At 39.8% G+C, this 25135-nt stretch carries 20 protein-coding genes and 1 pseudogene; 1 reads left to right on the forward strand and 20 read right to left on the reverse strand.

Annotated features, from left to right (window positions below):
* Positions 1-7: 7 nt before the first annotated feature.
* A pseudogene (locus AB8S09_RS02675) lies at positions 8-2140 on the forward strand (RNA degradosome polyphosphate kinase); the annotation flags it as partial.
* A gap of 57 nt (positions 2141-2197) precedes the next feature.
* Here the strand turns inward: AB8S09_RS02675 and AB8S09_RS02680 are convergent.
* From AB8S09_RS02680 to AB8S09_RS02775, 20 genes are all read right to left on the reverse strand, one after another.
* The gene (locus tag AB8S09_RS02680; RefSeq protein ID WP_294181148.1) at positions 2198-3436 is read right to left on the reverse strand and encodes an Ig-like domain-containing protein; all 1239 of its coding nucleotides are present in this window, start codon (positions 3434-3436) and stop codon (positions 2198-2200) included.
* A gap of 48 nt (positions 3437-3484) precedes the next feature.
* On the reverse strand, positions 3485-4192 hold the full coding sequence (locus AB8S09_RS02685; protein ID WP_294181150.1) for a DUF4430 domain-containing protein: 708 nt from the start codon (positions 4190-4192) through the stop codon (positions 3485-3487).
* 17 nt (positions 4193-4209) lie between these two features.
* On the reverse strand, positions 4210-4899 hold the full coding sequence (locus AB8S09_RS02690) for an ECF transporter S component (protein WP_294181152.1): 690 nt from the start codon (positions 4897-4899) through the stop codon (positions 4210-4212).
* Complete coding sequence (locus AB8S09_RS02695; RefSeq protein ID WP_294181153.1) at positions 4896-6530, reverse strand: ABC transporter ATP-binding protein; 1635 nt, start codon at positions 6528-6530, stop codon at positions 4896-4898. The genes AB8S09_RS02690 and AB8S09_RS02695 overlap by 4 nt, the downstream gene beginning before the upstream one ends.
* A gap of 201 nt (positions 6531-6731) precedes the next feature.
* A complete protein-coding gene (locus AB8S09_RS02700; protein ID WP_294181276.1) occupies positions 6732-8090 on the reverse strand; it encodes an acetyl-CoA hydrolase/transferase family protein in 1359 nt (452 codons plus the stop codon).
* Positions 8091-8506: 416 nt separating this feature from the next.
* Positions 8507-9388 carry a dihydrodipicolinate synthase family protein gene (locus tag AB8S09_RS02705; RefSeq protein WP_294181155.1) on the reverse strand — a complete coding sequence of 294 codons (882 nt, stop codon included), beginning with the start codon at positions 9386-9388 and terminating at the stop codon, positions 8507-8509.
* Between the two features lie 25 nt (positions 9389-9413).
* Positions 9414-10199, reverse strand: coding sequence for an IclR family transcriptional regulator (locus tag AB8S09_RS02710; RefSeq protein ID WP_294181158.1), 786 nt, complete (start codon positions 10197-10199; stop codon positions 9414-9416).
* Between the two features lie 87 nt (positions 10200-10286).
* Entirely contained in the window at positions 10287-11723 is a 1437-nt protein-coding gene (locus tag AB8S09_RS02715; protein WP_294181281.1) for a hypothetical protein, read from the reverse strand.
* Positions 11723-12340, reverse strand: a complete 618-nt coding sequence (locus tag AB8S09_RS02720) for a 4Fe-4S binding protein (protein WP_294181160.1) — start codon at positions 12338-12340, stop codon at positions 11723-11725. Before AB8S09_RS02720 ends, AB8S09_RS02715 begins: the two co-directional genes overlap by 1 nt.
* 25 nt (positions 12341-12365) lie before the next feature.
* Entirely contained in the window at positions 12366-13139 is a 774-nt protein-coding gene (locus AB8S09_RS02725; protein ID WP_294181161.1) for a 2-keto-4-pentenoate hydratase, read from the reverse strand.
* Positions 13140-13164: 25 nt separating this feature from the next.
* A complete protein-coding gene (locus AB8S09_RS02730; RefSeq protein WP_294181163.1) occupies positions 13165-14046 on the reverse strand; it encodes a molybdopterin-binding protein in 882 nt (293 codons plus the stop codon).
* Positions 14047-14069: 23 nt separating this feature from the next.
* Positions 14070-14867 (reverse strand): beta/alpha barrel domain-containing protein, encoded by a 798-nt coding sequence (locus tag AB8S09_RS02735; protein ID WP_294181165.1) that lies wholly within the window; start codon positions 14865-14867, stop codon positions 14070-14072.
* Positions 14868-15139: 272 nt separating this feature from the next.
* A complete protein-coding gene (locus AB8S09_RS02740) occupies positions 15140-15856 on the reverse strand; it encodes an HlyD family secretion protein (RefSeq protein WP_294181166.1) in 717 nt (238 codons plus the stop codon).
* 19 nt (positions 15857-15875) lie between these two features.
* Positions 15876-16637 carry an efflux RND transporter periplasmic adaptor subunit gene (locus tag AB8S09_RS02745; protein ID WP_294181168.1) on the reverse strand — a complete coding sequence of 254 codons (762 nt, stop codon included), beginning with the start codon at positions 16635-16637 and terminating at the stop codon, positions 15876-15878.
* A 188-nt stretch (positions 16638-16825) separates the two neighbouring features.
* On the reverse strand, positions 16826-18700 hold the full coding sequence (locus AB8S09_RS02750; protein WP_294181171.1) for a cell wall-binding repeat-containing protein: 1875 nt from the start codon (positions 18698-18700) through the stop codon (positions 16826-16828).
* Between the two features lie 21 nt (positions 18701-18721).
* Positions 18722-19507, reverse strand: coding sequence for a DUF4430 domain-containing protein (locus AB8S09_RS02755; protein ID WP_294181172.1), 786 nt, complete (start codon positions 19505-19507; stop codon positions 18722-18724).
* A gap of 20 nt (positions 19508-19527) precedes the next feature.
* Positions 19528-20217, reverse strand: a complete 690-nt coding sequence (locus AB8S09_RS02760; protein WP_294181173.1) for an ECF transporter S component — start codon at positions 20215-20217, stop codon at positions 19528-19530.
* A complete protein-coding gene (locus tag AB8S09_RS02765; protein WP_369868458.1) occupies positions 20214-21842 on the reverse strand; it encodes an ABC transporter ATP-binding protein in 1629 nt (542 codons plus the stop codon). Before AB8S09_RS02765 ends, AB8S09_RS02760 begins: the two co-directional genes overlap by 4 nt.
* Positions 21820-22722: an energy-coupling factor transporter transmembrane component T gene (locus tag AB8S09_RS02770; RefSeq protein WP_369868459.1), complete on the reverse strand. Its 903-nt coding sequence runs from the start codon at positions 22720-22722 to the stop codon at positions 21820-21822. The genes AB8S09_RS02765 and AB8S09_RS02770 overlap by 23 nt, the downstream gene beginning before the upstream one ends.
* A gap of 75 nt (positions 22723-22797) precedes the next feature.
* Positions 22798-25086, reverse strand: a complete 2289-nt coding sequence (locus AB8S09_RS02775; RefSeq protein ID WP_369868460.1) for a cell wall-binding repeat-containing protein — start codon at positions 25084-25086, stop codon at positions 22798-22800.
* Positions 25087-25135 lie beyond the last annotated feature (49 nt).

Here is a 25135-nt window from a genome sequence, read left to right on the forward strand (position 1 = left end):
GGAGGCTCAATTTATGAGTAAATTTAACAAAAGTAAAAATTTTATAAATAGAGAGTTAAGCTGGATAGAATTCAACAAAAGGGTGCTGGAAGAATGTAGAGACACAAATCACCCTCTCTTTGAACGCCTGAGATTTCTCTCCATCACCTGTTCCAACTTGGATGAATTTTTCATGGTAAGAGTTGGTTCACTCATGGATCAGATAAAGGCAGGTTTCAATAAGAAAGATCCTGCAGGTCTGACACCAAAAGAACAACTGGTAAAGATACATTCAAACGTGACAAAATTAGTGTCAAAACAGTGCAGTTATTACAACCGTTCTTTAAAAATAGCCCTGGGAAAAGAGAATATAAAATTTCTGAAGCCGGGGGATTTGAATGAAGAACAGCGTGAATTCGTAAAAAATTATTACCGTAGAAATGTTTTCCCTGTCCTGACTCCAATGCTTCTAGACAGCAGCAGCGCCTTCCCTCTCATATTAAACAAGAGTTTGAATATAGGACTTATCATTGAAAAAAATGGGGAAAAGTCCTTTGCCACTGTGCAGGTACCTTCGGTGCTTCCCAGAATAGTAGTGCTGCCAGGTGAGGCGGATTTTGACATAATACTTCTGGAAGACATCATAAAAACCAACCTGAAAACCCTTTTTGGAAGCGACAATATACTTTCCTGCGGGTGTTACAGAATAACGAGAAATGCAGATATGACCGTTGACGAAGAGGGAGCTGAAGATCTGCTCGAAGCCATAGAAGAATCCTTAAAGCAGCGTAAATGGGGAGCCGTAGTGAGGCTGGAAATTGAAAAGGGAATAAACAAGGATATAGTGAGGACACTCGAAAAAGAGATGGAAATATCCAAAATTCAGGAATATGCTTTGAATGTGCCTCTGGATCTAACTTTTTTAAATAAGCTCATATCCATAAAAAAGTACAAGTACTTGTGCTATGAACCCATAAAACCGGTAAATCCCCTGAAAAATATGGAATATGAAGATATCTTCTCCGTCATATCCAGAAAAGACATACTTCTAAGCCACCCCTACGAATCCTTTGAACCCGTTATAGAATTTATAAGGCAGGCAGCAGAAGATCCTTCAGTACTTGCCATAAAGCAGGTGCTTTACAGGGTCAGCGGAAACTCTCCCATCGTAAAATCACTTATAAGAGCTGCTGAAAATGGAAAACAGGTCACAGTACTTGTAGAACTAAAGGCAAGGTTTGATGAAGAGAACAACATAATATGGGCTAAACAGCTGGAAAAAGCAGGATGCCATGTTATTTACGGACTGGTAGGGCTCAAAGTTCACTGCAAATTAATACTTGTTGTCAGAAAAGAAAAGGACGGGATAAAAAGATACGTCCATATGGGTACCGGCAACTACAATGACGTAACTGCAAAAATATACACGGATCTGGGTCTTTTCACGACGAACCCCTATTTCGGCCAGGACGCTTCCGTAATATTCAACATGCTTTCAGGTCATTCCATACCGAAAGAACTCAAGAAAACCTGTATAGCACCGCTTAACCTGAGGGAAAGGTTCCTGTACCTCATAGAACACGAAAGAGACAACGCTTTAAACGGCAAGCCGGCCAAAATAATTGCCAAAATGAACTCACTTGTAGACAGACATGTGATTGAAGCATTGTACGACGCTTCCTGTGCAGGAGTGAAGATCCGGTTAATTGTAAGAGGCATATGCTGTCTGAGGCCAAACATAAAGGGTGTAAGCGAGAATATAAGCGTGATAAGCATTGTAGGAAGATTTCTCGAACACAGCAGAATATATTACTTCTACAATAATGGAGAAGAAGATCTATACCTGTCCAGTGCAGACTGGATGAACAGGAACCTGGACAGGAGAGTTGAACTCTTATTTCCCATAGAAGATGCGGATGTAAAAAATAAATTGAAAAGGATATTGAACACCCAGTTAAATGATACGATCAAGGCCAGAATGTTAAACAGCGACGGTTCCTATTCCCATATAGATAAGCGCGGCGGGAAAAAAGCCCTGGACAGCCAAAGAGTTTTTTACGAAACAACATTGGACGCACATAACAACTCCTTAAACAGGACGGAACGTTCCAAGAAAAAATGGCGGGAAGAAGGTTTTCAGGTACGCCAGCCCCAAAACTAAAATGTGATAGATTTCCGGTTTCATCCGGAAATCTATCACATTTTAATATTCAACACCTTAGTTCCTAAATATACTGCCGGACTGCTCCTTGAACATCTTGTAGGATTCCAGCGCCTCAGCACCTTGTTCAGTGGCAAAAGCATCATACCCGGCCTTCTGCCTGTCATAGCTGAATCCTCCATCAACCTTGTAGCTCAAAAGTATGTCTATCAAATTTTTGCCGTTTTTAGTAAATTCACTGCCGGCAGGATCTATTCCATTACTGCAAAGAGCTATGATAACTTCGGATAAACTCTGGCTGTTTGCCGAACCCATAATGGAGGAATATTCTCCACTGCTGTCCTGCATAGAAGAAAGTCTTGAAATTCCACTGTCTATAACCTGTTTCACATCTTCCCTGTTTTTATAAGGTGCCAGAGCTGTAAGGGCCATGGCCGTCATATCCGGATCCGCTTTAGCTTCACTGCTTGGATCATAGTTCCAGCCATTATCTGCCGTCCTTGCAGCTATTATTTTATCTATAAATTTATCTCTGGTAAAAAGTGCATTGTCCGGTACGTCATAATTTCCGGAATTCAAGGCCATAAGTCCGTATACATATGCATTTATGCCCTGGTTGTTCATGTCCGCATTATTATATACTTTTTCCACTAAATTCTTTCCCTCAAAATTTGCAGGATTCTGTCCTATAGAAGATAACACAATTGTCATTCTCTCATAATCCATGGGAGTAAGGGAACCTTCCTGAGCCGAATTCAACTTATTTTTAAGGGATTCAATGTAACTCGAAGGAACTTCTTTTCCGTCTTTATACACCAGCAATGCCTGCCAGTCATCTTTAATCCCGTCTTTCAAAATTTTGTCCACGGTGCCGTCAAGTAAACTATCCACCTGGGATTTATAATTATAATCCTGGGAAGCAGGCTTGAATTGGAAAGTACATTTTGCAGTATTTTTCAAATATCTATTTCCTATGGAATGAACTCTGCCGCCTACATTTAAAGTATAGGTTTCTCCCTGCTTATAGCCGTCTTCCGGTGCAATCACTTCTACCTTGTTGCTGTCCAGTAATTTTATACCTGCATTCACGGCATTTCCACTGCTGTCTGTTACAGTAATGGAATTTTTGGTCTCTTCATCAAAACCTACAGGCCTATTGAACTTTATAGTCCATGTTTTATTGGGATCAGTTATGGACTTATCTACGGAAGCAGCTTTTACCAGCAAAGGCTGAGCTGCTAAAACTGAAGCTACAGCCGTACTCAAAACAGCATATTTTATTCTTGATCTTAACATTACATTTCCCCTCCATTTATAATTATTTTAAAAGATGTAGTTTAATTATTACATACCATTTTTAACATATTTCCACATTACAGAGTCCCCGTTTTTCAATACATACTGTCCACTCCCCACATTGGACTTTGTAAACTGGGATTGTCCTTTCTTTTTAACATAAAAACACCATCCGGACATCGGTCCCTCTGCTCTCTCCTTCAATCCACCTATATCTGAAAAATAAATTGTCGAGCCGCTTCCCCTGGTAGTATAACTCATTTTAGCCGCATCAAGGGCTTTTTGAGTCGCATATCCCACAGTTTGCCCATCTACGCCTTGTATACTTTTCTGGAAAATGACCTTATTTCCGTGAACTGCATCAATTATCTCAAGAGAGGACTGGTTATCCGATTTCTGAGAGTTAACAGCAGATGTACCGGAATTTTTAGAAGAACTTCCCTTATTTAAAGAAGTTTGTCCATTTTTGCCATTCGACTTTGAAACACCCTTGGAACTACTGGAACCTGATGCATTAGATAATTTACCGGATGCAGCGGAGTTTTCTCCATTTTCACCGGCACCATTAGCACTGCCTTGATTTTCCCCACCAGTTTGAATTGTACCACTGGATTTATTTGGAGTCTTTTCGGCACTCATCTGTTTGTTTGAAATAGTGCTCGTATATATACTCTGAGCTTTAATTGCAAGGGCGAATATAACAACACATATCGCCACAGCAGCAATTATTATAAATTTTTTCTTTTTGCTTTTCATCAGTATTTCTCCCCCATCTATTGAATTATCTTACTTATGATAAGTCTTCTCTTATAACGCCGCAGTATCGGTAAAAACCTCTTGTAAAATACAATTGAAAATACAAAGGAACTTACCCCGTGTATTATATCAAAAGTCAATCCTGAGGCATAGGCGGCTAAAATAGTTTTTAAATTCACAGGTTTTATAAAAGTCAGTATATACTGTATATTCATGATCCAGTCAAACATAAAACCAAATAGGAAACACAAGATGGAAAATTTAAGAGTTGAAATCTCTACACTCCTTTTTCCCAATATTCCTGAAATAATCCCAACAAGTCCCCATGAAAACATCTGCCATGGAGTCCAGGGACCCTGCCCAAAAAATATATCCGATAAAAATGCAGTAGTACTTCCAATCAAAAATCCCTCATAGGGTCCGAACACAAAACCGGAAATAGCTACCAGGAAGGTAACAGGCTGTACATTTGGTATAAGAGCAAATATTATCCTGGAAATAGCTGCAAAAGCACTTAAAGTAGCTATAATGGCAATTTCCTTGGTACCTGCATGACTTTTTTCAAAATAAAAATAACTCATAAAAAGGATTGCAAAAACACCTATCATACACACAAGTGAAATTCCGGTCTGAAAACTGCTTTTAACTGTAAGTACCATAAGTACTGCAATTATAAGGGAAGTGACTATTATAATTGATTTTTTCATATTGAACACCTTTCCAGAGCTTCCTTTAGGGTAAATATACTATTATCCCTGTCTCTCAGCAGTTTGTTCATAGAAGTCGTATAAAATATCCCGTCTCCCAGTACTTTTTTCTTATCTCCATCTGCCACGATGCTTCCATTGAACATGATCATATATCTTCTGCAAAAATTACTGGCAAAATCCGTGTCATGAGTTACAAGCACAATAGAAGTGCCTTTTTTGTTTAAATTCTGAAGCAATTTCCCCAATTTATATTTCAGACCGCTTTCAAGGCCTCTTGTAGGTTCATCCAAAAAGACAACGTCAGGTTGTAATACAAGTACAGAGGCTATAGCCACTCTCTGCTTCTGGCCCCCGCTTAAATCTCTCGGATTCTTATCCTTCAAGTCATATATCTCAAGTTCCCTCAAAATATTTTCCACTACTTTTTCATCGTATATTCCATAATTGTCCATAGTAAATCTGACTTCATCATAAACACTATTCTTTGAGAGATAGTCATTGGGATTCTGTGATACATAGCCTATATGCCTGGCTATCAGTCTTATATCCATTTTTGCAGCATCTTTTCCGTAAATCTTTATAGTACCTTCATATTTTTTAAGTCCCAGAATGGTTTTAAGAAGCGTGCTCTTTCCGGCACCGTTGGCCCCCATTATTGCAATAAATTCACCCTTTTTTACAGTAAAGCCAACATCCTTCAATACCTGTTTGGAACCATATTTGCAATTAAGTTTTTTAACGGAAAGAATTTCATTTTTGTCACCCTGAATTTCATCTGCAGCAACTTCATTTTCCGGTTTCACATTCAGTGAGCTGTTCAATATTTTCACCCGGGCATCTTTAAAATTATCGGGCATATTCTCAAAACCCATTTTCTTGAAAAATTTGAGATAATCAGGCATAAACATAAACTGCCTTTTGTTACAATTATAATAAAAATCCTTTTTATTTTCAAACAATTCCAAAATACCATTATCCATCACGGCTATGGAATCCACAGTGTCAAACCACCTGTTAACCCTCTGTTCTATCACTATTATGGTTATTCCCAGCTCTTCATTTATTTTTTTCACAATATTCAGCATTTCCTCTGCAGAAGAAGGATCCAGCTGTGAAGTTGGTTCGTCTAATATTATACAATCCGGCATATACACCAGGGCAGAGGCCACTGCTACTTTCTGTTTTTCCCCTCCTGACAGAGAAGCTATATCCCTGTCGGCAAGGTGAAGTATTCCTGAAAACTGAAGAGCCTCGTAGACCCTCCTCTTTATTATATCTTCTTCAACCCCTATATTCTCAAGTCCAAAAGCCACTTCCCTATGAACTTTGTTCATCATAAGCTGTATTTCAGGATCCTGAAATACCATGGTTACCTTTTCTGCTCTCTCCCTGTGGCTCATATCTTTCAAAGACCTTCCGCCTATTTTTATTTCTCCCCCTATGCTTCCGCCGTAAAAATTGGGCACCGTTCCCGCTATGGCCCTTGCAAGGGTTGATTTTCCCGAGCCCGATCTGCCCGTTATCATCAAAAAGTCATTTTTCTCAAGATGCAGATTAACATTTTTCAGGGTTTTTTCCCTCTCCATGGGATAAGCAAAATTCAAATTGTTAATTTCTATATATGCCATATTCCCTCTCCTCGCCATTTAATACCGGCAGTCAATAAAATATCATTTTATTAAAATTTTTTGCAAATAAAAAGACCCATCAGGGTCTTTTACTTATATTATACTCAATATAATTATTTATATTTATCCCTCTATTTTTAAGTATAAAATATAAATTTTACTCAGTCAATAGATATCAGCTGTATAACCCAAAGCCTTTTTTTACTTTGCCCTGGTCTTTTCTCCGTCACCTTTTTTCCCTAAAAAAAATCTTTTATCATAATAGCTGGAGTTAAATCTTTTCTCAAATTCCCCTATCAATTCATCTCTGAATTTAGGGTGGGCGATATTTATAAGTTCCCTCGCTCTCTCCTTTAGGGATTTACCTCTAAGATCCGCAATTCCATATTCAGTCACCACATAATGTACATCATTCCTTGAAGTAGTGACCCCTGCACCTTCGCTCAAAAAAGGCACTATTTTCGATATTGTACCCTTCTTGGCCGTAGAAGGTATTGCTATGATTGACTTACCGTCTTTAGCCCTGCTGGCCCCTCTCATAAAATCAACCTGGCCTCCAACTCCGCTTATCTGCTTTAATCCTACACTTTCGGCAGTTATCTGTCCCATCAAATCTACCTCTACACAGGAATTTATACATACCATCTTATAATTTTTCATGATAATTAAAGGATCATTTACATAATCTACAGAATCGGATTCAATCATCGCATTATCGTTTACAAAATCGTACAATTTCTGAGTTCCCATAAGGAAAGTCACAACTATTTTCCCCGGTTTGAGAGTTTTCTTCTTATTAGTTATAACTCCGGATTCAACCAAATCCACAATTCCATCAGATATCATCTCAGAATGTATTCCCAAGTCCTTTTTATTCTTTAAAAATGAAAGTACAGCATCGGGAATAGCTCCTATGCCGAGTTGAAGAGTCGAACCGTCCTCTATCAGGGAAGCACAATATTCTCCTATCTTTTTCTCCACATCTCCTATTTTGGAAGGTGCCATCTCAGCTACAGGATGGTCATTCCTGACTATATAGTCTATATCAGAAATGTGTATGAAAGAATCTCCCAAAACCCTCGGCATGTTTTCATTGACTTCGGCAATTACAATTTTTGCACATTCCGTTGCAGGTTTTACAAAATCATTTGAGATTCCAAAACTACAAAATCCGTGATTATCCGGTTTGCTTACCTGAATCAGCGATACATCCAGAGGAATATATCCTTCTTTAAAAAGTCTGGGCATTTCGTGGAAAAAACATGGAATGTAATCTGCCCTGCCGGAATTGACAGCATCTCTTACACCCTTGCTTACAAACAGTGAATTATAATGAAAATATTTTTCCATACCTTCTTGTACATATTCTCCATCAGATCTAGGCAGCATACTGTAAAGATGCAAGCTTTTATACCTTTCCCTGTTTTTAACGAGTGCATGAAGGAGCATAACAGGTTCCGCACATCCGGTTCCAAAAACTATATTATCACCTGGATTGATTTTGGATACGGCTTCATCGGCACTTAACAATTTACTCTTATACAAATTTTCCAATTTCAAAGACATCATTTTAAAACCACCTTTCAAAAATTTTATCGAACGCCCTCAATTTGTTTCAAAATTCAAAGCTTAAATATGTATATCAAATAACGAAAATTTTCGGATAAGACCGAAAATTAATTAACTTTGATATTTGAATACGCGCCCTAACAATTTTTACTTAATCCCAAAAATAATTTGATATACTTTTAACAATTAATAATAAAAGAACTCCTATTTCCTAAGGTCTGTGCTTACACAACATTACTTCTAAGTCATGCAATCTCCCCCTAAAAACAATTAGTGGACATACCTTTCCTAGTTTTCAGTATATATCAAAATTTATCACAGGTCAACAATATTCAAAACAAGGTGAAGGAGAATATGCTTTAAAAAACAAATTTCCCTCACCTTAAAGATCCGCTGTCTGTATGATATTACAGTATGATTTTTTCAATTTTCTGTTCTATTTTTTTAGTTATCCCTATGTCATAATTCTTCAGTGATACATTCATATCCAGACTCAGTGAAATTTTCACAGCTTCCTTAATCCCCACTATGAATGGATCCACTAGGTTATACAGTTCCATAAGCTCATTTATTTTTTTCTGACAACTCAGTACTTTGTTAAAATCTCTGTTTAAAAACGCCCTGTAGGTATCAATAAAAAATTTAGCCTTTACATTAGTAAGTCCGCCTATTATGCCCGATCCGCCGCAATTCAGATTAGGTATCAAGTATTCATCAAATCCAGAAAATATAGAAAAATTTTTTCTATGGGGTCTGACTTTTTGGACATACCCTCTTACATTGCTTATAGAATCAGTAGTATCCTTTATACCTACAATATTTTCAAATTCAGTTACCAATCTAAGTACAAAGTCTGGGGACAGATTTATTCCCGTTCTATCCGGGAAATTATATAACATAATCGGCAGATCAGTATTTTGTGCTATATCAGCATAATATTCATGAACATACTCTTCATTCAAATTGAAAAAATACGGAGTTATGACCAGAACGGCATCTGCACCACATTTTTTAGAATACTCATTTAATTCTATAACATCCTTTATATCATTACTTCCCGTTCCAACTACAAGATTTGTCCTGCCATGAACAACTCCACTTATAAATTTTATATAGTCCTTCTTTTCTTCCAGCGAAAGATTAAAAAATTCTCCCACACTTCCCAGAGCCAAAATACCGTCTATTCCGTCTGAAATCAATTTTTCAGTCAGAATACCCTGATTCTCTGTATCAATTGTCCCATCATCATTAAAAATAGTAATCATAGGTGTAAATATTCCCTTAAACATTGTATTCTCTCCTTTTTATAACCATCTAATTGTTACAGTGCATTTTATATCCAAGAGTTTCAGAAATTTTCACAGCCACATATTTAATATCCTTCGAAATAAGATCCACCCTTTCGTCATTCATTCTGCTGGTAGGCCCAGATATGCTGATTGAGCCCACAGATACGTTCTTATAATTCATTATCGGTGCAGCTACACATTTTAAACCCACTTCTATTTCCTCATTATCAATACAATATCTTTTCTTTCTTATCTTCTCCAGCTCCAGTTTTAGCTCGTTCAAATCCGTAATAGTATTCAAGGTAAACTTATGAAATTTTATATTTTTCACAATATCTTTTATGTTATCTTCAGGCATAAAGGCAAGCACGGCTTTTCCCACTCCCGTACAATATATGTATGCCCTTTTTCCGACTTGTGAGCTCATTTTAATTGCCTTTTCACCCTCCACTTTGTCTATATATATTACCTGATCTCCATCACGCATCGCCAAATGAGCAGTTTCCCCATATTTATCCACCAGCTTTTTAAGATAGGGAAGTGAACTTGTTCTCAAATCCATGCCATATTCGACCAGCTTACCCAATTCAAAGAGCTTTAACCCCAATTTATATTTTCCATTTTCAGGATTTTGGCATAAATATCCTCTATTCTCCAGGGTATTTAAAATTCCAAAGGTAGTACTTTTATGAAGATCCAGCCTGTTGGCAATCTCAGTCACACCCAATTCACTTTCTTTTCTGGAAAAGCACTCCAATATTCTTAGAGCCCTATCCACTGATTGAATTAAATTTGACTTACTTTTCGGCATCGAACATCATTCCCTTCCTCTAAGCTATATATGTTTCTATTATACTTTTCATTTATAAAATTGTCAGCCGGCAATTCATTTTATAGATTATTTTTTCAGTACAGATACATCTACGCCTCTCTGGCGAAGCCATTTGGGAAGCAGTTCCTTATCCACCCTTCTGCTTACCCCGGGAGCTTTCTCAAGAAGTAATTTTGCAAGGGGCTCGCTCACATTCAAAGCTCCCATTGCCCCGTCAAATACAATCACATTTTTAGTTTCCGCAGCAGTATAAGCAAAATTCATGGCAGTTTCAAGATCCTTCACAAGAGCTGCATAATTCATGTAATTTAAATTCAGGGGATCGCGGTTAAACAATTCTGCCTGTTCGTTTCCTACAACCAGAGTAGGTATGTGCTGTGCAAAGAAAGCAGATGGATAACCTGTCCATGCATAATTGTGGATACACATCTTTATTGCAGGATTTATAGGAGGAATACTGTCAAGCAGCGGTTTTCCGTTTTTACCATAAAATGCCTCTGTGTACCAGGTATATGGCGGCATGGGCTTATTCAAATCATACAGATCCGTATTTGCCCCTGCAAAATTGGCATATATTACCCCTCCTGAAAATACATAGGGAACAGGACATGGAAAATCAAGTACGGCTATGCACTTGTCTATTTCACCAAATAAAGTCATTATTTTACCGTACTGCTTGCACCCTATAAGAGTTACTTTATCATTCAGTCTGTACAGATCATTATCCACATCCACCCCTACAATTCCATTTGGTGCCACATCCAGAAAAGCTGCAAATGCAAACTTTTTTTGTACAAAATCCGAATCGAATAAGGCTCTTGCTACAAAATTTGCACCTCTCGGTCCAAGGTTTTGATGATATGTGGACCTAGTTTCGATACGTGCATAGGACATTCCAAACGGCTTTAGAGCCTTATCCACCTGACGGTGAAAATGAACCTCTCTGACATCGCTGTGATGTGTATGCACTATCCAATCAGCATCATAGACCCTTTTAAGTCCATATAAGGTACCTATTTCAGTTTTTATAGGGATTCCTTCATCTACGGGTGCCACTCCTACTGCCTTCCCGTTGAAATACTTATCCAACCCATATCTTTTTATATACTCCTCAGTTTCACGAAAACGCATTCCGACACCTGCACGAAGACGTATGTCCCTACAGCCAGTCCTTTTTTCTATCACATCTTTTATGGTCTTCAAAAGTTCTGCATAAGGCCAACCGCCCAAAAGGGTGAAACCATGATGGGAAGCTAGAATATTCACTGAATGTTCAGGCTTTATCATACTCATATTCACTTTCATAAGAGCCTTATAGGCAGCTTCTTTCACTTTTTCTATGCCATTTTCACCTGGAAAAATCACATCCGGCAAATCGGGAAACAGCTCCTTCAAATAAACCGAAGTCATGCCCGGAAGATCTGCAGCTCTTGTCTTTACTAAAGAGGGATCTACACCATACTGCGACACTTTGGGAGATATTGGGGTAATTGCATGTCTCATCATTTATCCTCTCCTTTCTTACATCCATCAATAATCTTATCCAATACTTTTCTATCCTCTTCAAAATAGAAACCTCGGGATGAATATTTTTCTTTAACTTCCTTTGATAAATCCCATGCAGTAGCTGTTTTACCGTACCACTGCCATCCTCCTTCAACAGGTTCAAGTTTATATCCTGCAGCATCCAAAAGCCTTAGTATCGGCTGTATACACTCTATTGTACATCCTGTACGGATCCCGGTTTCAAGAGAAATTTCCTCAGGAGTTTTCGCACCTTTTAAAATAGCCGCAGCTACTTCTTCCGCCCTAACTCCCACACAGTAACAGATAGTCTGTTCCGGATGGAGATGTGCTTTCACACAGAGATCTATTATATCTTTGTAATCAACACTTTTCACATCTACACCAACTTCAAATGCCTTATCCCTTTTTGTCATGGTTATGGCATTAAAAAGGCACCTTTGTTCACAATTTGCACAGCCTCTGCATCTATCGGCATCAACCACAGCTTTACGCTGTTTAACCTTTATTGCAAGGACAGGGCACACCTTTTCACAAGTATGACATGCCTTACACCTGTCATTATTAACTCGGGGTAAAAGCGTAACTTTCTTCATTGTATTTATTACCTCCTTGGTATAATTAAATAAATTTTATACTCACACTTCCAAGCCCATAAAAAGAAACGGTAAATACGTCCCCTGCTTCGGCTTTTTCCGCTGCAGTAAAGGCACCTGAAAGGATGATCTCACCTTTCTCAAGTGCAATATCAAATGTGCTGAGCTTGTTTGCAAGCCATGCCACAGCTGCCGCGGGATTTCCCCAAACTTCTGCACCTACACCGCTGTTTACCATCTCTCCGTTCTTTTCATACATCATACCGATAAGCTTCAAGTCAATGTCTTTTATAGAAGCCATTCTACTTCCAAGAACCAGCCTGGCACTGGAGGCATTATCAGAAATAGTATCCGGAAGTTTAATCTTCCAGTCCTCAATACGGCTGTCCACAATTTCAAATGAGGGAAAAATCCCTTCTGTAGCCCTATACACATCCGCAATAGTTACTCCCGGTCCCCTGAGAGTATCCTTTAAAACAAAAGCCAGTTCTCCTTCAACTTTCGGTGCAATGAGATCACTACGCTTTAAAGTGTCACCTTCCAAAACAAGCATATCATCCAATAAATGTCCGTAGTCCGGTTCATTCACCCCTAGAAGTTTCTGCATTCCACGGCTGGTAAGTCCAATTTTTTTCCCTATCACCTTACGACCCTGAGAGAGCTTCATATTAACTCCTGCAAGCTGTATACGGTATGCATCTTCAATACTCAGGCCAGGATATTTCTCTGTAAGTGGTGCTATAGGGGTTCCAGCCAGCTCCGATTCTAAAAGTTTTTTTGCTATTTCTTCATAGTTCATATTTTCATCCTCCTTCTGGTAATTCTTATTTCATTTTATCTATCCATCGCCGGCGCAAGGCACTGGCAATGGTTTCTGCCAACAGATTTTTGTCAAGCCCGCTTTTTATTCCCTTTATCAAAGCATTACAGCCCAATTTTGCTTCTTCATGGGGACCTGGTAAAGCTACTACATAGCTCATTCCAACTTTTCCCACTCCAATCCGAACTCCCTCTTTATGATGCCTGTGATAATCCGGCTTAAATTTCAGAATCCAGGGCGTGCATGCATTTTTATCTATTCTCAGTATGGCTTCCACGCTGAAATCCTTATTTTCAGCTCCAACTCCGCCTGTAGTTACAATTAATCCGTATCCTTCTTCAAGGGCCCCTTCTATACCGTTTTGAGCAGCTATTACATCATCCCTCAAAGCTCCCCCAAATTTCACTTTATATCCCAGATCCTCCAGTGATTTCATGATATAGGGAGAGTTAGTATCCTCTACTTTCCCATCTATGATCTCCGTACCGGAAGCAAATACTTTAGCACGTTTTGAAACTGCTCTTTTAACTTGTTCAGTAAGCTTTTCTGATTTTTTCAAAACACTATCCGCTTCCTCAGGGTCAAGTGCAATAAGCCCGAGTATTCCTTCAGAATGTACTGAAACACTACTTCCAAGTCTCACCCCGTGGACTTCGGCCAATTTAGAAAGTATTTCCTCCTCCTTCCCTATAACTGACTCGGCTTGAACTTTACGCTTCATGATATCAAAGGCCAAAAGCCCGGGTCTCACATCCACCACCATAATTTCTGCGGTGGTCATGCCAAGTACTTTTGAAACTTTTTGTGCGATTTCATCAAGATTAGCATTTTTTAGATGCACATCCTCAATCCAAAAATTAGTTTTTTCAAGTAAATCCCATTCCAAACAAACTCATCCTTTCAAAATTTTCATTTAATAACATCCAGGCTAAAATCAAGCATAGGTGCATCTATAATGGCCCTGCCCACATCGACAATATCAGCACCGCATTCTTCTATGATCTCTATATCTTTCAGATTCACTCCACCAGAATAGGCTATTTTGATATTTTCAGGATCTTTATATTTTGACAGTGCAGCGGCAACGGACTTCAAATCATCTATACTTCCAGTATCGACCATGAGTATCCCTGCTCCAGCTTCCACAGCCCCGGCTGCCTCCTGTACTATAGGTTCTATTTCACCCCGGAGTTGTACAACTATTATCCTGCTGCTGTCATATCTTCTGGCTTTTTTAACAGCACTTTCAACACAGCCTAAAATTCTGACATAATTCTTATCGAGATACACAAAAGGACTATCCGTTATACGGGTTCCTATCCCCCCGGATACAACAGAGAGACGAATATCTTTTCTGTCTTCAAAAGGCACTTTCTTAAAGGCCCCGCATACAATCTTCATATTGTTGGCCGCCTTTTGAGAAAATTTAGATGCAGCAGTGGCAATTCCTGAAAACTTTCCAATTGTTCCCAAAAACATCTCCTCGGATTTGACAACCTGTTCCGCTTCCCCCCTCCCTGAAAATACACAATCACCTGCTTCAATCTTATATCCTTCCGGATATATTTTTTCCCTTTCTACTTTTAATTCATCCGAAATTTTTTCAAGTTTAGCACTTCCGGAAAAAATTCCGCTTTGCTTGGAAAATATTTTAAAATTCCACTTCTGATCCTTCACACCGGAAAAGAGATATTTTCTAAGTTCCACATCTACCTTCCTCCTTTTCACTGAAAGTACGAAGATTTTTTAGTTATTGTTGTTTGTACTATATTATAGTACACCGTTCTTATTAATTTCTAAAAAAATACATCGTTTTCATTTTTTAATGCAATCAATATACTTTGTGCTATATAGTCGTACAGTGTTTTATATTAATTTTATTTATGTTCATTATAGGTTATTATTTTCAATATGTCAATAATTTAACTAGTATAAAAAATTCAGATACAATGATAGTGATCACCATATCTGAATTTCCGCTATTTTTTCTTACTATTCGCATTATTATTGACGACAACGTGGATTTTTACCGATGCATTGTCTCCCAACGTAAACTTGCTCTTCAAATTGCTTGAGCCATCAAATTTTATCTTTACAGGTACTTTTTGAACTACTCTCTTGTATTTCCCCTTCTCCGAATAGGAATTTGATTTCAACGCATTCTGGGACATCTGACCTATGGATTCAATCCTTCCTTTGAATTTCTGAGATCCGAATTCGTCTATAGATATGTCAACGGTCTGTTTTTTCTGCAGCCTTCTGACCTGGGTCTCATCTATATTTGCAATTACATAATAATTATCTGGATCTGCCAAAAGTGCAATGGTCTTGTCCGGAGACAGATTATCTCCCACGGCAGCCTGCTTTTTTACAATCAAGCCGTCAATAGGTGCCCTTATAAGAGACTTATCTACCCCTGAGTCAGGAAGATTTCCCAAATCCTGGCGGGCTATTATCTGATCTTTCAGAACTATGTCACCTTCATCTACATCAAACTCCAATAATTTCCCGCTAATCTGGGGGCTCACATTGATCAAATCAGCAGCAACCTTTGCATCATCAGTGGAAACATAATAAATATGCTCGTACACATAATGGGAAATCAAGCCAACTGCCACTGCTATAACAGCTATGATAACCCCTAGAGTCACCTTTTTTCGGTTTTTCTTTATAAAAGAAATTATATCAAACTTCATATAAACCCCACCTTTTCTATTACTTCAATCCAACTTCCGCAAACATACCTGGTTTTAAAAGTTGACTCTTGCTATTCAGGGTGACTTTTACAAGTACATCTGAACTCTCAGAATCAAGCTTGGAATTTATGACAGCTATTCTACCCGAAAGCTCATCATCGGATATATCAGGTATTTTCACAGCTACACTTTGTCCAACTTTAATTTCATTTAAGATGCTAGCTGGGGCATATGCATTTACATAGAGATTTTCCGTATTGACTATGGAAACAATGGGTTTGCCTGCAGTTACCGTACTTCCTACATTTAAATTTCTCGAGCTCACCGTACCCGAAATAGGTGACGTAATAACAGCCGAATCAAGTTCCTTCTGGTACTCATCCAGTTTGGATTGGGCCTGAGAAAGCTGGGATTGATATCCACCAGCATCGGAAGAACCTGAACTTGCACTGCTCTGGGCATTAGACAATCCCTCTTGTGCTGCACTCACCTCTGACTGTGCCTCATCCACTTTATTCTGAAGTTCTGTAGTATCCAATTTGGCCACTATATCTCCAGCATTTACCTTTTTACCCAAATCCACAGGTATTTCGGCAACTTTTCCAGCAATATTCGAACTCACATCTATGCTGTCATTTGTTGCGATTTTCCCGCCCATGATATATACAGTGCCAGTATTTGGTTCGTCTATAGTAACAGACTTGCTGCTGGTTTTATTTCCGGAACTGCATCCGCAAAAAAGCAGCCCTACGACTAAGCAAAATAAAATAGCTCTTTTCATTTGAACCCTCCTTACGAACTATAGTTATTGTATCAAAATTTATTTACATTCACCATTTATTTTATTCCATAAAGGCTTTTACTTCAATAGCACTGCAGGAAATACTGCAATTACCTGCGAATGGAAAATTCCTCTAAAAAGCACTCCCATCAACAACTTGTATGATAGAGAGTGCTCCACTGTATCCACTATTTAAACTTATATATCCCCGTGCCTGTATTGCTCTCAAACATATTGTAGGCCTCAAGTGCCTGAACGGCTTGTTCTGTTGCCATGGCATTATATCCTGAATCCTTTGTATGGCCGAATCCTCCGCCAGGTACTTCAAAACTCAAGAGTGCGTCCAGCGCCGTCTTCCCGTTTTTGGTGAAAGCGGCACTTGCAGGGTCTATTCCATTTGCACAAAGTCCCATTATAACCTGAGAAATACTTTCGCTGTTGCTTACATTATAGGAAGAGAATCCACCGTCGCTGTCCTGCATCGAGGAAAGTTTGTCTACTGCTTTATCTACAGCATCCTTTACCGCAGCTTCGTCTCTATAAGGTGCCAGAGCTATAAGAGCCATACCGGTCATATCCGGATCTGCACTGTCTTCTGCATAAGACCAGCCATTGTCGGCAGTTTTGTTTTCCAGAATTTTATCTATAAGTTTATCTCTTGTCCAAACAGCACCTGAAGGTGTTTCAAAGTTTCCGGAATCAAGGGCAATAAGTGCAAATACATAGGCATTTATCCCCTGATCATCAATTCCAGTATTGTTGTATATCTTCTCTATAAGATTGTAGCCCTGAAAATTGGCAGGATCTTGTCCCACTGCCATAAGTGCCAGGGTAATTCTCTCATAATCCGTAGGTTTTGACAAGTTCCCTTTTGCAGCAGCTATGCTGTTTGAAAGGTTTGTAAGATAGCTTGACGGCACCGATGCACCATATCTTGCAACTGCCAGTGCCTGCCAGTCATCCAGGTTCCCGTCTGAAAGTATCTTATTTACTGCAGCACTTAATGAACTGCTTACAACAGGGGATTTCCCCTCATACAGATCTACAATTTTAGTCAGGATGGTATCAGGTACTACAATAGTCCCTCCTAAAGCTGTAAGAGCAGTATCTTTCTCCATATTTGACACTATGAAGCTGGCGGTGTCGTCGGAAATATCTTTATATATAAGCACCATGGGAGCAGATTCCCTGGCTGCAAGTACCGAACCCGAGAGGGCATCTGCAAATTCATTTCCAGCAGGCCCGTCTCCTTCTGCTATATATACATTTTTAAAATTCAGATCTGATTTGAAATTTTGCAGTATCGCAAGGTTTGTCGCAAATCTCGTGGCACCACCGATTCTCTGTGCATTCGGAAGAGAAGTCTCCAAGCTGTCACTTATGGAGGCAGTTCCGCCGATTACATAGGTTTTGCTTATATTCCTGCCTTTGATGTAACTGCTTGTAGCATCCGGCAGGACATCCCTTTCGGATAAAAGTATGGGCATACCCTTGCTGGCAGCTATTGGTGCTATGGAAAGGCTGTCTGCATATCCGGCCCCGGAAGCAACTACTATATTGCTTATATTACCTGAATCTCCAAGCTTCCTGGCTATTTCAACAGAAGTTTCATATCTGTTTCTGCCTCCCAGCCTTTCAGGCTTGATTCCAATGTTCTCCAGCTGAGATATTACATTGTCAGACAGGGAAGCCGTTCCTCCTATCACAAACGCATTTGCAGCTTTAAGTCTCTTGAGTTCATTTATTGTATTTTCATCCAGAGAATCCTGTCTGGAAAGAATTACAGGTGCATTGTACTTTTTAGCCAGGGGAGCTGCACAGAGAGCATCGGCATAACCGTATCCCTGGGCTATAACTACGGTATCTGAACCGTCTTTCCAGCCTTCCTGACTTATCTTAAGTGAAGTTTCAATTCTGTCGCTGCCGTAAATTCTGTTTTTGGATACACTCACACCTGAGTTTGCAGAAGGTGCCGCATCAGCACGGGCGTCTACGGCAAACCCAGATACTGCAATGCTGGTTGTAAATAAACACACAATAAGTTTGCTAAAAATTTTTTTCATATTAATCCCTCCAAATTTAATTTAAAAACTGCCTTTCCCCCAATCCATTCCATAGCCATCGTTAATACCATCTGCAAGATATCTCCATACGACCACATCTCCAGTATGCCATACCCACTGGCCGCTGCCTATGTTGGGTTTGTGAAAGACGCTGTCTCCCTTTTTCTTTACGTAGTAACACCATCCTGAGAGTTTTCCTGCTTTTTTCTCTTCAAGTCCATCTATAGCGGCAAAATACAATGTAGAAGCAGATCCCGTCGCCTTATAGCTTATCTTGGCACTGTCCAAAATCCTCTCCGTTATATATCCCACTGTCTGACCGTTCATACTGCTGTCGATGTTCCTCGAAATGATCATCTTGTTTCCATGAACGGTATCTACTACCTGAAAAGTTGCACTGCTCTCCGGATCCGAAGCGCTCACCTTCACTATACCATTCGAAGTTACAGTAGAAGGATTGCTGGACTTTGAAGAAGTATTTCCTGATCCGCCTTTTTTTGATTTTGTAGAAGAATTTATAGAAGATTTACCTTTTTTGCCCGCAGAAGATGAACCTATTCCAGCAGAGCTATTCGCCGCATCAGTGTTTTTTACATTTTTCCCATCCTTATTTGCCTTTGCGGTGTTTCCCGATATGTTCCCGGCCCCTGAAGATTTGTCCTGACTTTCCTGGGCACTCATCTGCTTGTTGGTAAGTGTGTTTGAATATATTGAATTTGCTTTTAGGCCAATGGCAAACAGTACGGCAAATACGGCAAAAGCCACCAAAGCTATTATATATTTTTTCTTGTTTTCCTTGATTTTCATAATTCAAAAACCACCTCCTATCACTTCATATAACTGATAATCAATTTTCTCTTGTACCTTTCAAATACATGTAAGAAACCGTTGTAAAATATTATGGAAAATATAAAGGAACTTCCCCCATGAAGCACATCAAAAGTCAGCCCGGACACATATCCTCCTATGAATGTCCATAAATTTAAAGGTTTGACAAAACCAATTACGTACTGAAGATCCATAATCCAGTCAAACATGAATCCAAAGAAGAAGCATGCCACGGAAAACTTGAAAGCTGAAACTTTCTTTCCTTTCTTCCCCCAAAATCCGGCTATGATTCCGACGAGCCCCCATGAAAACATCTGCCAGGGAGTCCAGGGGCCTTGTCCAAAAAAAATATTGGACAAAAAAGCTGTGGTGCTCCCCACCAGGAATCCATCATAGGGTCCGAAAACAAATCCTGTAAGTGCGACAAGGAATGTAACAGGTTTTACATTCGGTATGGGGGCAAAAATAATCCTCCCCACAGTGGCAAAGGCACTTAAGGTAGCTATGATCGCTATTTCCTTGGTACCTGCATTGCTCTGCTCAAAGTAAAAATAACTCAGGAAAAGTATTACAAATACCCCTACCATGCACATGGTAGAAATTCCAGTCTGGAAATCACTCTTTACAGTAAGCGCCATGAGAACTGCTATTATGGCAGCTGTAACCGCAATTATGACCTTTTTTATCATATCTCACACCTTCTAACAGCATCTTCCAGAGTAAATATGCTTCTGTCCTTTTCCCTGAGGAGCTTATTCATTGAAGTGGTATAGAATATACCGTCCCCCAGTACCTTTCCCCTGCTGCCATCTGCCACAACAGTACCGTTGAACATTATCATGTATCTCCTGCAAAAACTGCTGGCAAAATCCGTGTCATGAGTTACAAGTACGATTGTAGTTCCCCTGTCATTTAACTTTTGAAGCATCCTGCCGAGTTTGTCCTTGAGGGCACTTTCAAGTCCCCGGGTAGGTTCATCCAGAAGGATCATGTCAGGCTGGAGCACAAGTATTGTGGCTATGGCCACTCTCTGCCGCTGTCCGCCGCTCAGATCCCTCGGGTTTTTGTCTTTAAATTCATATATTTCAAGTTCCTTTAGAACATTTTCCACAATTTTTTGATCATATATATCATAGTTGTCCATAGTAAACCTGACTTCTTCATACACACTGTTCTTGGACAGGTAATCGTTGGGGTTCTGTGATACATAACCTATATGCTGGGCTATTTCCCTTATGCTCATTTTTCTTATTTCCTTTCCATAGAGTTTCACGCTGCCGCTGTAAGCCTTAAGACCCATAATGGATTTTAAAAGAGTACTTTTCCCCGCACCGTTTGCACCCATTATGCTTATGAACTCTCCCTTTTTTATCTGGAAATTCAGATCGGAGAGAACCTCCTTGGAACCACATTTACAGCCCATTTTTTTCACGGAAAGTATGGCCGGCTGATCTTTTTCGGCAGCCGCCGCCTCTTCGTGTTTTTCCATCTTAATCGGCGTATTCAGGACTTTGACCCTGGCATCTTTAAAATTCCGCGGCATATCTTTAAAGCCAAGCTGTTTAAAAAATTTCAGGTAGTCTGGCATAAACATATACTGTTTCTCGCTGCAGTTGCAATAAAAATCTTTTTTATCCTTAAACAGCTGCAGGCTGCCCCTGTTCATGACAGCTATGGAGTCCACAGTGTCAAACCACCTGTTAACCCTTTGTTCTATGACTATTATGGTTATCCCCAGTTCCTCATTTATTTTTTTCACAATATTCAGCATCTCTTCTGCAGAAGAAGGATCCAGCTGGGACGTAGGCTCGTCCAGTATTATGCAGCTTGGCATGTATACAAGAGCTGAGGCCACCGCAACCTTTTGCTTCTCACCGCCGGAAAGGGAAGTCACGTCCCTGTCTGCCAGATCGAGTATTCCCGTAAACTGAAGCGCCTCATAAACCCTCCTCTTTATAATTCCTTCATCCACCCCTACATTTTCAAGTCCGAATGCCACTTCCCGGTGAACCTTGTTCATCATAAGCTGTTTTTCAGGATCCTGAAAAACCATGGTTATCTTCTTTGCCCTCTCCTGATGGCTCATCTTGTCTATTGCCTTACCGTCTATTTTTATCTCTCCGCCTATGGTTCCGCCGTAAAAATTGGGGACAGTTCCGACTATGGCCCTCGCCAGGGTTGACTTACCGGATCCGGATCTCCCGGCCACCAGCAGAAAATCGTTTTTCTCCAGAGACAAATTCACATCCTTAAGTGCTCTTTCCTTCTCCAGGGGATACGTGAAATTCAAATTATTTACCTCTATATACGACATATTCCCTCTCCTCGCTATTTAAAATTATGGTTACAGTAATTGCTATTATAAAAATCAAAATCAAAGCTATACCTATATTAAAAAAGTTTACAGCAGTCACGCCGTCGTATATGTCAAATTTCACCCATTCCTTAAACTGGGCCACGCCAAAAAGTACCATGAGGGCAATGCTGAGCCCTATCACCTGCCAGTCCCTGCTTTTAAGTTTCTGCCTTTCATACACACTCCTGTGTCCGCTCAAGAATCCCCTCACATAGGCAGATTCACCTATATTGAAGGATCCCTCCATTGAATCCTCCAGAAGTACGGACATTACCGGAATATAACTTGCAGCTTTTTCCCTGGCCTTTTTCTTGTCAAATACCACTCCCCTTATCTCATAGATTTCCTTGAGGCTTTTAAATCTATTTTTAAGGCTCGGCATAAGTTTAAAACTTATCATGAGCATGAGGGTTGACTTGGGCATTATGGAAGAAAAATAGGAAACCGCCCTGTCTGAATCGATCATGAGTTCAAGTATCAAAAACAAATATATAACCGCCAGAAATTTAAAACACATTATGATCGCATAAATTGCAGCCTCCAGCGTGAATCTCTTGTGGAAAAGGTAGAAGAGAGTCGTACTTCCGGAACTTACAAAAAGTACATTCAGCGCTATTATAAAAATTGCAATTGGAATAAAATAATAAATGGCCGTCTTAAATTTCATCTTTTCCCTGCAAAACAGTATTATTCCCACCATAAATACATACACCGAGGCAAGCACCACAGGATTGTCCGTAGAAAATATAATTATCATCATGGAAAGGAACACCAGTGAAGCAGTCAGCACGTGATACTGCTTGAAATCTATATAATGTCTTATTTTTTCACGTTCCATCTTTTTTCACTTCCTTTTATAACTGCTTAAAGAATGGCGGAAAAATCCCGCCATTCTTTAAAGGATTTTATAGATTTATTCTACCATAAATTCGGGTATTTCTATTTTGCTCGTGCTGGATGATCTTATATACCCATGATATTTACCTGGTGCAAGAACCGTAGTTGAATCCATGATTCCCGTAGATTCAGGAGATTGATCTATATATGCAAGATTTCCGTCTCCATCATAAAGTTCAAAAGTAATATCATCTGAAGTATTCTCACTTTTGGCATAAATATTCACAGTCTTATCTGTTCCCTGGGAAATGGTCAAATCAAGTCCTCCCTCATGAACTTCCTGAATAATTTTTCCCGGAGACTTGTCTTTTACCTTTACAGTACAAGTATCAGTTTTTCCTCCATCTGAGGTCTTAACTGTTATAACCGCAGTACCTGCCTTTTCACCAGTGACAAGGCCATCCGAATTCACAGATGCTATAGAATCGTCACTGCTGGACCAGGTTAATTTCTTATTGGCGGCATTTGACGGAGCGACAGTTGCTTCAAGCTTTTCGGTTTTTCCAACCTCCAAATCTGTACTGGATTTGTTCAAAGTTACACCTGTTACCTTGTCGGGGTTAACCGCCCCTGATACCGTGACATCACAGACGTCTTCATTATCTGAAGCATCGTAATTTACCTTAAATCCCTTCGTATTGTCTATGGACTCTGCAGTTATAGCCGCCGTTCCGGAGCCAACTGCCTCAACTTGTCCGTCATCATCCACTGTTGCCACCGACTCATCGCTGCTGCTCCAGACTATATTCTTGTCCGTAGCATCAGAAGGACTTACAGCTGCACTTAAAGTTTCGGAGTCACCCTTATCCATATCAAGGCTGCTTTTATTTAGTTTCACTGAATCCACATCTCTAAAACAAGTTGTATCATTGGCACCAAGTACATAGATCCAGTGTATGCTCTCCCCTCCATGAAGGGTTTCCTTTTCATCACCACAGCTGTATTCCGGGAAGTTTCCGTTTACACTGTACTTCCAGCCGCTCTGGTTGGATTTCCCGCCTCCCCGGGGCCTGTCAAATTCCCTTTGTCCGTTTATACTCTGCACATAGATCTGGGAACCAGTACCCTCGTAGTAAATGGGAATACCTTTATCATCAAGGGTTTTCTTTAAAACATCAAAAACCGTATCACCCTTGTTAAAAGAAAGGTTGGACTTGTTTACAATATTTCCCTTATATCCGTCAATTACAAGCGACACATGTTCACCATCGGGGACAGGAGTAACAGGTACAACAGGACCTATACCTTCATTGGGGTTCTCGCCGTTATACAAACTCTCAATAGCATTTGGAACTGCATCAGGTACTACAAGAGTTCCCCCAAGTGCTGTAAGCACAGTCTTGTCAGACATATTCCGAGTTATAAAATCCGCTGTATTTTGAGTTACAGTCTTGTAAATAAGCACCAATGGTGCAGACTTCCGGGATGCCAGGACTCCTCCCGAAAGAGCATCAGCAAATTCATCCCCATTGGATCCATCCCCTGCCGCTATATAGACATTGCTAAAATCAAGATCAGATTTGAAATTCTGAAGTATATCAAGATTAGTATCAAATCTGGTAGTTCCTCCGAGTCTCTGGGGATTTGGAAGAAAATTTTCAAGTCCCGTCGTGATAACTTCAGTGCCGCCCAATACATAAGTCTTATCTATATTTAAACTCTTTATGTAGCTTTCAACTTTCTCGGGAAGACTGTCACTTTCCGTAAGAAGTATCGGCCACCCTTTTGCCGCAGCTATGGGTGCCATGGAAAGGCTGTCTGCATACCCGGCCCCGGAAGCAACCACTATATTGCTTATATCACCTGAATCTCCAAGCTTCCTGGCTATTTCAACAGAAGTTTCATATCTGTCCAGGCCGCCTATTCTCTCAATATCCACATCAATGTCTTTAAGCTGGGCTATTACATTGTCTGATAGAGAAAACTCCCCCCCTATAACGAAGGCTTTTTTTGCATTGAGCCTTTTAATTTCAGCTATGGTGTCACTGCCCAGCGCATCCTGCCTGGAAAGGATTATAGGTGCATTGTACTTCTTGGCAAGAGGTGTTGCACAGAGAGCATCGGCATAGCCGTAGCCCTGGGCTATAACCACTGTGTCCGCACCATTTTTCCAGCCGTTTTGACTTATCTTGAGTGAAGTTTCTATTCTGTCACTTCCAGAAAGCCTCTCTTTGGTTATGGATACATCAGCACCTGCAGACCTGGATCCATTTTGACCGGAAGCATATACATTCCCTCCAATACCGGATACTGCAATACCTATGACAAATAAGAAAGTTATAATCTTGCTTAAAATCTTTTTCATATTAACCCCCTCAAAAAACTTAATCGTAATTATCAATCAGACAGAAATG

Source organism: Clostridium lapidicellarium (assembly GCF_041224415.1).
GTDB lineage: Bacteria > Bacillota > Clostridia > Clostridiales > Clostridiaceae > Clostridium_B > Clostridium_B lapidicellarium.

Coding starts and splice junctions, on each gene's coding strand:
- AB8S09_RS02680 (WP_294181148.1), bottom strand. CDS start 3,436: ATGTTAAGATCAAGAATAAAATATGCTGTTTTGAGTACGGCTGTAGCT.
- AB8S09_RS02685 (WP_294181150.1), bottom strand. CDS start 4,192: ATGAAAAGCAAAAAGAAAAAATTTATAATAATTGCTGCTGTGGCGATA.
- AB8S09_RS02690 (WP_294181152.1), bottom strand. CDS start 4,899: ATGAAAAAATCAATTATAATAGTCACTTCCCTTATAATTGCAGTACTT.
- AB8S09_RS02695 (WP_294181153.1), bottom strand. CDS start 6,530: ATGGCATATATAGAAATTAACAATTTGAATTTTGCTTATCCCATGGAG.
- AB8S09_RS02705 (WP_294181155.1), bottom strand. CDS start 9,388: ATGTTTAAGGGAATATTTACACCTATGATTACTATTTTTAATGATGAT.
- AB8S09_RS02710 (WP_294181158.1), bottom strand. CDS start 10,199: ATGCCGAAAAGTAAGTCAAATTTAATTCAATCAGTGGATAGGGCTCTA.
- AB8S09_RS02715 (WP_294181281.1), bottom strand. CDS start 11,723: ATGAGACATGCAATTACCCCAATATCTCCCAAAGTGTCGCAGTATGGT.
- AB8S09_RS02720 (WP_294181160.1), bottom strand. CDS start 12,340: ATGAAGAAAGTTACGCTTTTACCCCGAGTTAATAATGACAGGTGTAAG.
- AB8S09_RS02725 (WP_294181161.1), bottom strand. CDS start 13,139: ATGAACTATGAAGAAATAGCAAAAAAACTTTTAGAATCGGAGCTGGCT.
- AB8S09_RS02740 (WP_294181166.1), bottom strand. CDS start 15,856: ATGAAGTTTGATATAATTTCTTTTATAAAGAAAAACCGAAAAAAGGTG.
- AB8S09_RS02745 (WP_294181168.1), bottom strand. CDS start 16,637: ATGAAAAGAGCTATTTTATTTTGCTTAGTCGTAGGGCTGCTTTTTTGC.
- AB8S09_RS02750 (WP_294181171.1), bottom strand. CDS start 18,700: ATGAAAAAAATTTTTAGCAAACTTATTGTGTGTTTATTTACAACCAGC.
- AB8S09_RS02755 (WP_294181172.1), bottom strand. CDS start 19,507: ATGAAAATCAAGGAAAACAAGAAAAAATATATAATAGCTTTGGTGGCT.
- AB8S09_RS02760 (WP_294181173.1), bottom strand. CDS start 20,217: ATGATAAAAAAGGTCATAATTGCGGTTACAGCTGCCATAATAGCAGTT.
- AB8S09_RS02765 (WP_369868458.1), bottom strand. CDS start 21,842: ATGTCGTATATAGAGGTAAATAATTTGAATTTCACGTATCCCCTGGAG.
- AB8S09_RS02770 (WP_369868459.1), bottom strand. CDS start 22,722: ATGGAACGTGAAAAAATAAGACATTATATAGATTTCAAGCAGTATCAC.
- AB8S09_RS02775 (WP_369868460.1), bottom strand. CDS start 25,086: ATGAAAAAGATTTTAAGCAAGATTATAACTTTCTTATTTGTCATAGGT.